General features: G+C 71.1%; 11 protein-coding genes. 7 read left to right on the forward strand and 4 right to left on the reverse strand.

The window, feature by feature from the left end; all coding sequences use genetic code 11:
• Window positions 1–39: 39 nt before the first annotated feature.
• A complete protein-coding gene (locus EDF19_RS11450) occupies window positions 40–1,314 on the reverse strand; it encodes an ammonium transporter (protein ID WP_123680978.1) in 1,275 nt (424 codons plus the stop codon).
• Window positions 1,315–1,735: 421 nt separating this feature from the next.
• Window positions 1,736–2,692: a cell division protein ZapE gene (gene zapE / locus EDF19_RS11455; RefSeq protein WP_260217115.1), complete on the reverse strand. Its 957-nt coding sequence runs from the start codon at window positions 2,690–2,692 to the stop codon at window positions 1,736–1,738.
• 211 nt (window positions 2,693–2,903) lie between these two features.
• Between zapE and EDF19_RS11460 the strand changes: the two genes are divergently transcribed.
• From EDF19_RS11460 to EDF19_RS11470, 3 genes are all read left to right on the forward strand, one after another.
• Window positions 2,904–3,809: a sulfurtransferase gene (locus tag EDF19_RS11460; protein WP_123680979.1), complete on the forward strand. Its 906-nt coding sequence runs from the start codon at window positions 2,904–2,906 to the stop codon at window positions 3,807–3,809.
• Complete coding sequence (locus tag EDF19_RS11465; protein ID WP_123680980.1) at window positions 3,806–4,264, forward strand: SufE family protein; 459 nt, start codon at window positions 3,806–3,808, stop codon at window positions 4,262–4,264. The genes EDF19_RS11460 and EDF19_RS11465 overlap by 4 nt, the downstream gene beginning before the upstream one ends.
• A 142-nt stretch (window positions 4,265–4,406) precedes the next feature.
• Complete coding sequence (locus EDF19_RS11470; protein WP_148071081.1) at window positions 4,407–5,000, forward strand: hypothetical protein; 594 nt, start codon at window positions 4,407–4,409, stop codon at window positions 4,998–5,000.
• Here the strand turns inward: EDF19_RS11470 and EDF19_RS11475 are convergent.
• Window positions 4,997–5,209 carry a ribonuclease E inhibitor RraB gene (locus EDF19_RS11475; RefSeq protein WP_123680982.1) on the reverse strand — a complete coding sequence of 71 codons (213 nt, stop codon included), beginning with the start codon at window positions 5,207–5,209 and terminating at the stop codon, window positions 4,997–4,999. The two genes, EDF19_RS11470 and EDF19_RS11475, sit on opposite strands and share 4 nt — an antisense overlap.
• Before the next feature lie 87 nt (window positions 5,210–5,296).
• Window positions 5,297–6,520 carry a S9 family peptidase gene (locus EDF19_RS11480; RefSeq protein WP_185022791.1) on the reverse strand — a complete coding sequence of 408 codons (1,224 nt, stop codon included), beginning with the start codon at window positions 6,518–6,520 and terminating at the stop codon, window positions 5,297–5,299.
• A gap of 23 nt (window positions 6,521–6,543) precedes the next feature.
• Between EDF19_RS11480 and EDF19_RS11485 the strand changes: the two genes are divergently transcribed.
• From EDF19_RS11485 to EDF19_RS11500, 4 genes are all read left to right on the forward strand, one after another.
• Window positions 6,544–7,128 carry a DUF3000 domain-containing protein gene (locus EDF19_RS11485; RefSeq protein ID WP_123680984.1) on the forward strand — a complete coding sequence of 195 codons (585 nt, stop codon included), beginning with the start codon at window positions 6,544–6,546 and terminating at the stop codon, window positions 7,126–7,128.
• Window positions 7,125–8,453, forward strand: coding sequence for an HRDC domain-containing protein (locus EDF19_RS11490; RefSeq protein ID WP_395860031.1), 1,329 nt, complete (start codon window positions 7,125–7,127; stop codon window positions 8,451–8,453). Before EDF19_RS11485 ends, EDF19_RS11490 begins: the two co-directional genes overlap by 4 nt.
• Window positions 8,454–8,559: 106 nt before the next feature.
• Complete coding sequence (locus tag EDF19_RS11495) at window positions 8,560–9,801, forward strand: thiolase family protein (RefSeq protein ID WP_185022792.1); 1,242 nt, start codon at window positions 8,560–8,562, stop codon at window positions 9,799–9,801.
• Window positions 9,798–11,942, forward strand: a complete 2,145-nt coding sequence (locus EDF19_RS11500; RefSeq protein ID WP_123680986.1) for a 3-hydroxyacyl-CoA dehydrogenase NAD-binding domain-containing protein — start codon at window positions 9,798–9,800, stop codon at window positions 11,940–11,942. Before EDF19_RS11495 ends, EDF19_RS11500 begins: the two co-directional genes overlap by 4 nt.
• Window positions 11,943–12,049: the final 107 nt, after the last annotated feature.

Raw genomic sequence — 12,049 nt, forward strand, 5'->3', positions numbered from 1 at the left:
GGCCCGTCGTCGTGCGGGTGGTGCTGGTGTCAGGACTGACTAGCGGACGGAGACCGGGGTCTCGTCGCTCTGCTCGTAGAGGACGTAGCCCTCTTCACCGTGGACGGCGGTGTCGATGCCGGCGACCTCGTCCTCGGTCTTGACGCGGAAGCCGATCGTCTTCTCGATGAGGAAGCCGATGACGAACGCCAGGACGAAGGAGTAGATGCCGACGGCGAGGGCCGCGGTGGCCTGCTTGCCGAGCTGCTCGAACGAACCCGAGTAGATCAGGCCGGTCTCGTTGGCGAAGAAGCCGAGGTACAGCGTGCCGACGATGCCGCCGACCAGGTGGACACCGACGACGTCGAGCGAGTCGTCGAAGCCGAGACGGTACTTCCAGTCGATCGCGAAGCAGCAGATGATGCCGGCGACGAAGCCGAGCAGGATGCCCCAGCCCGGGGTGAGGTTGGCACACGCCGGGGTGATGGCGACGAGACCGGTGACGGCACCCGATGCGGCACCGACGGACGTGGCCTTGCCGTCCTTGAGCTTCTCGATGAGGAGCCAGCCGAGGATCGCGGCGGCCGGAGCGGCGAGGGTGTTGACCCAGGCGATCGCGGCGATGCCGTCAGCGGCACCCTCGGAGCCGGCGTTGAAGCCGAACCAGCCGAACCACAGGATGGCGGCACCGAGCAGGACGAAGGGCGGGTTGTGCGGCTTGTGCGCACCCTTGGCGAAGCCGACGCGCTTGCCGAGGACGAGCGCCAGGGCGAGTCCTGCCGCACCGGCGTTGATGTGCACCGCGGTACCACCGGCGAAGTCGATGACGCCCCACGTGGCAGCCCAGCCGGAGGTCAGGTTGAAGACCCACGAGGCGACGGGGAAGTAGACGACCGTGACCCAGACGCCGGCGAAGACCATCCACGCGCCGAACTTGGCACGGTCGGCGATCGCGCCGGAGATGAGCGCGACCGTGATGATCGCGAACGTGGCCTGGAAGCCGACGAAGGCCATCGACGGGTACGCCGCCTGGATGTTCGAGGACTGCGCCTCCTCGAAGGCCTGGCCGAGGCCGATCTGGTTCCAGTCGATGCTGAAGAAGCCGACGACACCGGAGACCGCCGTGCCGTCGCCGTGGTTGGCGAAGGCGATCGCGTAGCCGTAGAGCACCCACAGGACGCTCACGAGTGCGATCGCACCGAACGACATCATCATCATGGAGATGACGGACTTGGCCTTCACCAAGCCGCCGTAGAAGAAGGCCAGGCCGGGTGTCATGAACAACACCAGCGCCGCCATGACCAACACGAACGTCGTGTTGCCCTGATCAAGCATCTGTTCACCTCTCGATTGCACGAGCGGCTCTTGGACCGCCTCGGGTGACACCGAGTCTGGCGAGGTGACGTTTCACGAGGGAGCACGATGTGTTTCGCGGATGTAACGCGACGGCGCGGTTTGTAAACGTCGTGTTTCGACGGGCGCAGGACCCCCTGAACGAGGGCCGTCCCCGCCACCGGCTGTGCCGAGGACCGTTCGTCGGCGGACACCGCGCCCCGTCCTGGTCGTCGCGCCCCGGCTCCTCGGGGCGCGACGACCGCGGGCGGGCGCGAAGCCCGCGCCACCCCGCGCCGCCCCGCGCCGCCCCGCGCCACCCCGCGCCACCCCGGCGCGAAGCCCGCGCCACCGCGCCACCCCGGCGCAACCAGGCCGGGAGGCCCGTGGCTGCGCCGCCGTGCGGCTCGCGTCGTGCCCGGGGTCAGTCCAGGGCGCGGCTCAGCGCCACGACGCGGCTCGCGGCGCGCAGGTACTTCTTCCGGTACCCGCCGTCGAGCATCGCGTCGGGGTACACCTGGTCGAGCGGCGTGCCCGAGGCGACGATCCGGACCTGGGCGTCGTACAGCCGGTCGACGAGCGCCACCCACCGCAGCGCATCGGTCTGGTCGGTGAACGGTCGGACGTCGGTCAGGCCGACGGCGTCCAGGTCCTCGACGAGCGCGACGTACTTCGACGGGTGCACCGAGCCGAGGTGCCCGACGACGGCCGAGAAGTCATCGAGCGTGACGGTGCCGTCCGGCAGCGCCGCGGCGACGTCGGCCACCACGGCGGCCGACTCGTCGACGGCACGACGGCGGTAGTCGAGCCCGTCGATCCGCATGGTGTCGAACCGGTCGGACATCGCCTGGATCTCGCGCAGGAAGTCCTGCGCGGCGAAGCGTCCCTCGCCCAGGGCTCCCGGCGGCGTGTTGGACGTCGCCGCGAAGCGGGTCCCGGTCTCGGTCAGCTCCTTGATGAGCCGGGTCATCACCATCGTGTCGCCCGGGTCGTCGAGCTCGAACTCGTCGATGCAGACCAGCGCAGTCCCACGGAGCAGGTCGACCGTGCCCTGGAAGCCGAGCGCGCCGACGAGTGCGGTGTACTCGATGAACGTGCCGAACGTCTTCCGACCAGCGGCGGCGTGGTACGCCGCGGCGAGCAGGTGCGTCTTGCCGACACCGAACCCGCCGTCCAGGTAGACCCCGGACTTCGCGGCGGGTTCCGTCGACTGCTTCCGGCGCCCGAACAGCCCGCGCCGAGGGGTGTCGGCGGGACCCGCGGCCACGAACGCGGCGACGGCATCGCGGACCTGCGCCTGCGAGGCGTAGTCCGGGTCGGGCCGGTACGAGTCGAAGGACGCGTCCGCGAACTGGGGCGGCGGCACGAGCGCCGCCGCCATCTGCTGCGGGGTCACCTGCGGGTCACGGTCGACGAGGTGCGATGGCAATCGGGGGCCCTTCCGGGAAGCATGTCGTGGGGTGTCACGTTGCGTCAGGAGCACGGTACGTCCGCGTACCGTTGCCCCCAGGCACCGACGACCGATCCTAGTCCGGTGCCGACGCCAGCGATCCGTCGCCGACCACACGTCGCCGACCACAGGAGGAACCCCGATGACCGCACCGGTCGACCAGTCCGAGAAGTTCACCGCCTACGCCCACCCCGAGCGCCTCGTGTCGACGGAGTGGCTCCAGGAACAGCTGGACGCGGGCACCCCGGACCTGGTCGTCGTCGAGTCCGACGAGGACGTCCTGCTCTACGAGACGGGGCACATCCCCGGCGCCGTGAAGGTCGACTGGCACACCGACCTCAACGACCCGGTGCACCGCGACTACATCGACGGCGAGGCCTTCGCCGAGCTGCTCGGCGGCAAGGGCATCGGCCGCGAGACCACCGTCGTCATCTACGGCGACAAGAACAACTGGTGGGCCGCCTACGCCCTCTGGGTCTTCTCGCTGTTCGGCCACGAGGACGTCCGCCTGCTCGACGGCGGCCGCGCGAAGTGGATCGCCGAGGACCGTGCCCTCACCACCGACGAGACCGTCGTCACCCCCGTCGAGTACCCGATCGTCGACCGGATCGACACCGAGATCCGTGCCTACAAGGACGACGTGCTGGCCCACCTCGGCAAGCCGCTGATCGACGTGCGCAGCGCGCCCGAGTACTCCGGAGAACGCACCACCGCGCCGGACTACCCGGAAGAGGGCGCCCTCCGCGCCGGCCACGTCCCCACCGCGGTGAACATCCCCTGGGCCACCGCCGCAGCGCCGGACGGCACCTTCAAGACCCGCGAGGAGCTCGACGTGATCTACCGCGACGGCGCCGGCATCGGCGACGCCGACGAGGTGATCGCCTACTGCCGCATCGGCGAGCGGTCGAGCCACACCTGGTTCGTCCTGCAGCACCTGCTCGGGTACGACAACGTCCGCAACTACGACGGCTCGTGGACCGAGTGGGGCAGCGCCGTCCGCGTCCCGATCGCGCAGGGAGCCGAGCCGGGTACGATCCCGAACCGATGAACGACAGCACCGAGGCCACCCTCCCCGCCACCCTCGCCGAGATCCGCAACGACTTCCTCGCCCTCGGCCAGAAGGACCGCCTGCAGCTCCTCCTCGAGTTCTCGAACGAGCTGCCAGCGCTGCCCGAGCGGCTGCAGGGGCACGAGGACGAACTCGAACGGGTCGAGGAGTGCCAGTCCCCCGTCTTCATCACCGTGACCGTCGGTGAGGACGGTGACGCACCGGACGTCGTCCGCATGCACGCCACCGCTCCACGCGAGGCGCCCACGACGCGCGGCTTCGCCTCGATCCTTGCGCAGGGCCTGTCCGGCCTGACCGTCGAGCAGGTGCTCGCCGTGCCGGCGGACTACCCACTGACCATCGGCCTGTCCGAGGCGGTCAGCCCATTGCGGATCCGCGGCATGGTGGGCATGCTCGGACGCGTCCAGCGTCAGGTGCGGGCTGCGGTGTCGTAGACCGCACCGTCTGACGGCCTGGAGGCGCGGTGCCAGCTGGCACCGCGCCTCCAGGCCGTCGCCCCTCGGCACGCATGCCGTCCTCTGGAATACCAGTCCGGTTCCGTGCCAGGATGGTGCGGTCGGCACCAGGGGGATGACGATGGCGAAGATCCACGGGAACGATCCGACCGGCTACTCGTCCAGCGCAGCGGATGCACTCAAGTCGGCTTCGACGGCGCTCGCGTCGTCGATCGGCGGCCAGTCCGGGTCGCGCTCGTCATCGGTGACGACTGCGAGTGCAGAGTTCCGGGGCTACTTCTCCGAGGTCTTCGCGGACAACGCCGACATCGCCTCGCGCAGCGCGACGAAGCTCGTCGAGTCGCTGCAGAGCCTGTCGGGCTTCGTGCAGCAGCTCCGCGACGCCGCGAAGGACGAGGACGACCGTCGGAAGCAGGCGAAGGAGTGGACCGCCGGGCTCATCCTGAGCCATGCCGAGGCGATGGAGATCGCTGACAGCAAGCGGCAGCTCATCGACGGCGAGTTCCTCGGTTACCTCCCCGGTTCGGACCTGACCGACGAGTCGAACCTGGTCGTCCGGATCGACGCGTTCGACAGTGGCGAATGGACCGTGACGGTCCGACCGCCGCTCACGACGATGAGCGAGGCCTTCGACCGGACGCACGGCCCAGCGCGGCCGGGCCGACCGGCAACTCGTCTCGAGGAGTTCGGGCCGCGACAGCAGACGACGCTCTAGATGCTCGCTTCCGGCTTGACTGCGACGTTCCACCCGGCGGCGGCGATCCGCTCGGAGGCTGCCCTGGCGGTGCCTTCGTCCGGGAAGTACACGAAGTGCACCCAGTCACGCGGCTGGGACAAGTCCCCGCCCCGCAGCACGATCTGCTGCAACACGGGGTTCGTCGGCAACGACGGCACCGGCTCGGGGCGCTTGCGGAACGGCCACATGGGTCGCGTGTCGCAGACGGCACCACCGACCGACGGGAGGCGCGGTGCCAGCTGACACCGCGCCTCCCGTCCGCTCTCCGGTCGCGTCTACCGCGCGCTGGCCGCCCCGCGCCGCTGGACCACCTCGGTGAGCCACGCGAGGATGCGGGCGTCGAACCAGTCGGCGTCGTGGTTCCAGAGCTTCGTGTGGCGGGCCGTGGTCTGCACCTCGAGCCGCACCAGATCGGGTCGGGCGCGCGCCAGGTCGTGCGACGCGGACGACGGCACGAACCCGTCGTCGTCGCTGTGCAGGATCAGGATCGGCACCGTCAGCTCGGCGGACCGGGTGACCATGTCGAGCTCCCGCAGGTCGACCGGCTGCTGGAGGCCGGCGAGCCGGTGCAACACGGGCGTGCGGAGCAGACGCTGCGCGACCTTGCGCACCGGCCGCGGCAGCCCCATCAACTGGCTCTGCGACTTGAGCACCGCGTGCCAGTCGACCACGGGCGACTCGAGCACCACACCGTCGACGAGCCCGGCGAAGCGCGAGCGCAACAGGGTCTGCAGCACGACGGCGCCACCCATCGACCAGCCCATGAGCACGACGCTCTGCGCGTTCTGGGCGCTGAGCCAGCGGAGGACGGAGTCGATGTCCTCCCACTCGGTGCTGCCGAGGCCGTAGCGGCCGTCGACGCTCGGCGGGGCGACACCGTCGTTCCGCCACGACGCGAGCACGACCGAGTAGCCGGCGGCGCGGAAGACGGGGACGGCACGGATGGTCTCGGCACGGGTCACACCGCGGCCGTGCACGAGCACGGCCCACGGGGCGTCCGGGTCGTCGGCGCGGACGACCCAGGCGGGTGCGGGGCCGTTCGGGGTGGGGACGTCGACGTCCTCCACCGGGACGTCGAGCTCGCCGGGGGTCAGGTAGAACCAGCCGCCCCAGCGACCCCGGCGCGCAGCGGTCGGATCACCGGCGTCGATCGCGATGATGCGGCGCGTGACGGTGGTGTCGGTGGTGCCGATGACCTCGCCGACGCGCATGTGGCCGGTGCCGGCGCCGAACCAGAGCGAGTAGCGGCCCTGCAGTTCGGTGTCCGCGGTGCGCTCGATCGTGACGGTCTTCCGGACGGTGTCGACGGCGTGGATCGGGACCCGCTCGTTGCGCTTGCGGTCGGGGGTGACGACGGCGCGGGCGACGGCGGCGACGAAGCCGCCGATCACGGCCGTCCCCACGGCTGCGGCTGCCAGTCCGGCGCCGAGCGCGATGAAGCCGGCCGATCGTGCGGTCTCCTGGACGACGTCCTCGGCGGGTCGCGCGGATCGGGACATGGCCCGGAGCCTAGTCTGCATGTGTGTCCGAAACCCGAGAGCCCGACGCCTTCGCGCGGCTCCGCGCGTTCGTGTCCTCCGGCAGCAGCCGCTCCGAGACCACCGTCACCGAGATCCCCTCGCCGACGCGCATCGCGCCGTTCTCGATCGCCCTGGCGGCGGACGTGTCCGGGACCGCGCACGGCGTGGAGTCGGACCTCGGCACCGGACGGTTCATCGCCCTGCACGACCCCGCCGAACCGGAGGGCTGGGGTGGTGGCTCGTTCCGCGTCGTGACGTTCGCCCAGGCGCCACTCGAGCCGGAGATCGGTGTCGATGAGTTCGTCGCCGACGTCACGTGGAGCTGGCTCGTCGACGCGCTCGAGACGCACGGCGCCGTGTACGACCACGCCTCGGGCACGGCCACCAAGATCATCTCGCGCGGGTACGGCGACCTCGCCGCACAGGGCGACGGCGCCCAACTGGAACTCCGCGCATCGTGGACGCCCCGCGGCGACGACCTCACCGCGCACGTCAAGGCATGGCAGGACATCGTCGCCATGCTCGCCGGTCTGCCTCCCGCCTCGGACGGTGTGACCCTGCTGGCCCCGAGGAGGCTCGCCAAGTGAACGACCCTGCTCCCCAGGACGCTGCCGGCCCCGCTGCCGCTGCCGACTCGTCTGGCCGCGCTGCCGGCTCGGCTGCTGCCGCTGCTGCTGCCGCTGCTGCAGCCAGCCCCGCCTTCGAGGCGTCGCACGACGCCGTCAAGGTCATCGAGACGCGTGAGGACTACCTCGAGGCGGTCGCCGCCATCGCCGCCGGTCACGGCCCCGTCGCGGTCGACGCCGAACGCGCCAGCGGCTACCGCTACTCGCAGCGCGCCTATCTGATCCAGGTGTTCCGACGCGGCGCCGGTGCGTTCCTGTTCGACCCGATCCCGATCGGCGACTTCTCCGAGCTGCAGGACGCCATCGTCGACGAGGAGTGGCTGTTCCACGCCGCCTCGCAGGACCTGCCCTGCCTGCAGGAGGTCGGCCTCGTCCCGACCCGCATCTTCGACACCGAGCTCGGTGCCCGGATCGCCGGCTTCCCCCGGGTCGGCCTCGGCGCCGTCGTCGAGCAGCTGCTCGGCATCACCCTGGCGAAGGCGCACTCCGCCGCCGACTGGTCGACCCGTCCGCTCCCCCAGTCGTGGCTCGTCTACGCGTCGCTCGACGTGGAGCTCCTGCCCGACCTGCGTGACGCCCTCGCCGAGCAGCTCGAGACCGCCGGCAAGTCCCGGATCGCGGCCGAGGAGTTCGACGCCGTGCTGCACCGCGCGCCGAAGCCCGTCCGCGCCGAGCCGTGGCGGAAGCTCTCCGGCATGCACGCCCTCCGCGGTGCTCGTGCCCTCGCCATCGCCCGGTCGCTCTGGACCGCGCGGGACGAGTACGCCCGCACCGCCGACATCGCTCCCGGCCGGACGATCCCGGACGCCGCCATCGTCGCCGCGGCTGCAGCTGCACCAGCGTCGCGCGCCGAGCTCGCCGGGCTGAAGGCCTTCACGGGTCGCGCCAGCCGCTCCGAGCTCGACCGCTGGTGGGCCGCCGTCGACGAGGGCCGCACCACCGAGGACCTGCCGAAGCTCCGCGGCCGGGGCGAGGCCACGCTGCCGCCGCCCCGCGCCTGGGCCGACCGCAACCCGGCCGCCGACCGTCGGTACAAGGCCGCCCGCGCCGCCGTCACCGCCCGCTCCGAGGAGCTCGACATCCCGCTCGAGAACCTGCTGACGCCGGAGACCCTCCGGCTCGTGTCCTGGGCGCCGCCCTCGACGCCGTCGACCGAGCTGGTGGGTGCTGCGCTCGCCGAGCACGATGCACGCCCGTGGCAGGTCGAGGAACTGGCGTCGATCATCGCGTCGGCGTTTGTCGCTGCTGCACAGGAGCCCGCCGCGACGGGTGACGCCGAGTCGTAGGAACCGCCCAACCGGCATGCGGTCGCCCAGCCTGGGGGCATAGCGTCGGGAGCGTCGCCGGGCGAGGCCCGGCCCGGCCGGTGCGACCTGCGCGCCGGCCTGATCGATGAGGATCTGGAGGCCCAGATTGCCAAAGGCATCAGACGTCGTGTTCGTGGACGGCGTACGGACACCGTTCGGACGAGCCGGCGAGAAGGGGGTGTTCTGGAAGACCCGCTCCGACGACCTCGCGGTGCACGCGATGCGCGGGCTGCTCGACCGGAACGCCTCGCTCGACGGAGCAGCGGTGGACGACGTCGCCGTCGCGGCCACCACCCAGCAGGGTGACCAGGGGCTGACGCTCGGACGCACCGTGGGGATGCTCGCGGGTCTGCCGAAGTCCGTCCCCGGGTACGCCATCGACCGGATGTGCGCCGGCGCCATGACGAGCGTCACCACGCTCGCCGGGGCCATCGCGTTCGGTGCGGCGGACGTCGCGATCGCGGGCGGGGTCGAGCACATGGGCCGGCACCCGATGGGCTTCAACGCCGACCCGAACCCGCGCTTCGTCGCGGAGCGCATGGTCTCGAGCGACGCCCTGGTGATGGGTGCCACCGCCGAGCGCCTGCACGACCGCTTCCCGGCGATCACGAAGGACCGCACGGACGCCTACGCCGTCCAGTCCCAGCAGCGCTACGCCGCCGCGTGGGCCGCGGGCAAGCTACAGCCGGACGTCATCCCGGTCGAGGTCAACAAGGGCGACGGCTGGGACGTCGTCAGCATCGACGAGCCGCCGCGGCCGGGCACCACCCTGGAGGCACTGGCCGCGTTGAAGACGCCGTTCCGGCCCCACGGACGGGTCACCGCCGGCAATGCCGCCGGCCTGAACGACGGCGCGACGATGAGCCTGCTGGCGTCGGAGGACGGCGCGAAGCAGCACGGCCTCTCGACGAAGATGCGCATGGTCTCGTTCGCCTTCGCCGGCGTCGAGCCCGAGGTCATGGGCGTCGGCCCGGTCCCCGCGACCGACAAGGCCCTGTCGAAGGCCGGCCTGTCCATCGACGACATCGGCCTGTTCGAGATCAACGAGGCGTTCGCGGTGCAGGTCCTCGCCTTCCTCGACAACTACGGCATCGAGCAGGACTCCCCGAACGTGAACGCCTGGGGCGGCGCGATCGCCGTCGGGCACCCGCTCGCGTCGAGCGGTGTCCGGCTGATGAACCAGCTCGCGGCGCAGTTCGCCGAGCGTCCGGACGTCCAGTACGGCATCACCACGATGTGCATCGGGCTCGGGCAGGGCGGCACCGTGATCTGGGAGAACCCCGGCTTCAGCAAGTCCGCCGCACGTTCGGCTCGGAAGGGGGCATGAGCATGACCATCGTCGACAACGACCGTCTGGCCGAGCTGAGCGAGGACGAGGTCGTCACGCACTCGTACGTCAAGCACGTCACGATGCCCTCGGGCGGCACCCTGGCGCTCATCACCCTCGACAACGGCAAGGACTACAAGCGCCCGAACACCCTCGGCCCGCGCACCCTCCGCGAGCTCTCCGGGGTGCTCGACACCCTGAAGGCCGAGGCGTCCGCCGGCACCATCCAGGGTGTCGCGATCACCGGTAAGGAGTACTGCTTCGCGGCCGGGGCGGACCTGTCCCAGGCTGCGTCGGTGCCCTCGCGCGAGGCTGCGCACGACCTGGCCGCGCTCGGGCACGCGACGCTCCGCAAGTTCTCCGACCTCGGGGTGCCGTCGTTCGCCTTCGTGAACACGCTCGCCCTCGGGGGTGGCCTCGAGATCGCGCTGCACTGCACCTACCGGGCCTTCTCGTCCGCTGCGCAGGGCATCGGGCTGCCCGAGGTGTTCCTCGGCATCATCCCCGGCTGGGGCGGCGCGACGCTGCTCCCCCGCCTGATCGGCCCCGAACGTGCGCTCCGTGTCATCGTCGAGAACCCGCTCAAGAACAACCGCCTGATGGACGGTGCGGCCGCGGTCGAGATCGGCATCGGTGACGTGCTCATCCCGTCGGTGACGTTCCTGCCGTCCGCGGTCGCCTGGGCCGACGGCGTCATCGCGGGAACGACGAAGGTCGTGCGGAAGAACGAGCCGGGCATGCTCGAGAAGGCTGCCTGGGGCACCGTCGTCAAGGTCGCCCGTGGGCAGGTCGCGTCGAAGATCGGCACGGTGCCGAAGTCGCCGTTCCGCGCGCTCGACCTCGTGGCCGCCGCGAAGTCGGGTTCGCTCGACGAGCGGTTCGCCGACGAGGACGACGCCCTCGCCGACCTGCTCTCCGGTGACCAGTTCGCCGCGTCAATGTACGCGTTCGACCTCGTCCAGAAGCGTGCGAAGCGGCCTGTCGGCGCCCCCGAGGGTGTCGAGCCGAAGAAGATCACCAAGGTCGGGGTCCTCGGCGCCGGACTCATGGCGTCGCAGTTCGCGCTGCTCTTCGCCCGCAGGCTGGGCGTCCCCGTCGTGATCACCGACGTCGACCAGTCCCGCGTGGACGCGGGGGTGGAGCGGATCCGCGGCGAGGTCGGCAAGCTGCTCGAGAAGGGGCGGATCTCGCCCGACGACGCGAACCGCATCACCGCACTCGTCAGCGGGTCGGTGTCGTACGACGCCTTCACCGATGCGGACTGGGTGATCGAGGCCGTGTTCGAGGAGCTCTCCGTCAAGCAGGAGGTCTTCCGCAACATCGAGAAGGTCATCGCCCCGGACGCCATCCTCGCGACGAACACCTCGTCGTTGTCGGTGTCGGAGATGGGATCGGTGCTGTCCGACCCGTCGCGTCTGGTCGGGTTCCACTTCTTCAACCCCGTCGCCGTGATGCCCCTGCTCGAGGTCGTCCGCACCGCAGAGACCTCCGACGAGACCCTCGTCACGGCCCTCGCCGTCGCCAAGACCCTGAAGAAGACCGCGATCATCACCGCGGACCAGCCGGGCTTCGTCGTCAACCGGGTGCTCGCCCGCGTGCTCGGCGAAGCGATGCGCGGCGTCGAGCAGGGCACGTCGTTCGACGTCGTCGCCCAGGGTGCCGCACCGCTCGGGCTGCCGATGTCGCCGTTCGAGCTGCTCGAGCTCGTCGGGCTGCCCGTCGGCGCGCACGTGCTCGACTCGCACCACGCCGCGTGGCCGGAGCGTTTCTACCCCGGGGACGGGCTGAAGAAGATCGCCGAGTACGGGAAGATCCTGACCCGCGACAAGAAGGGCAACGCGACCGGGTACGACCCCGCCGCCGTCAAGCTCGTCGCGCCGTCCCGTCGTGATGCGTCGCCGGTCGACGCTGCCGAGATGCAGCGCCGGTTCGAGGACGCCCTGGCCGACGAGCTGCACCGGATGCTCGAGGACGAGGTCGTCCAGCACGTCGAGGAGATCGACCTCGGCCTGATCCTCGGTGCGGGCTACCCGTTCCAGGCCGGTGGGATCAGCCCGTACCTCGACCGGAGTGGTGCGTCCGAGCGCGTCTTCGGCGCCTCGTTCCACGACCCGCTGATCGTCGGCCCCGCTTCCCGCTGACCAGCGCCGGTGTCGCGCCCTGAGGCGGGCGTGGGGCCCCCCCCGGGGGGGGGGGGGGGGCCCCCCCGGGGGGGGGGGCGGGGGGGGGGCGGGGGGGCACACCCCAC

It is taken from the genome of Curtobacterium sp. PhB115, from assembly GCF_003752025.1.
Classification (GTDB): Bacteria; Actinomycetota; Actinomycetes; order Actinomycetales; family Microbacteriaceae; genus Curtobacterium.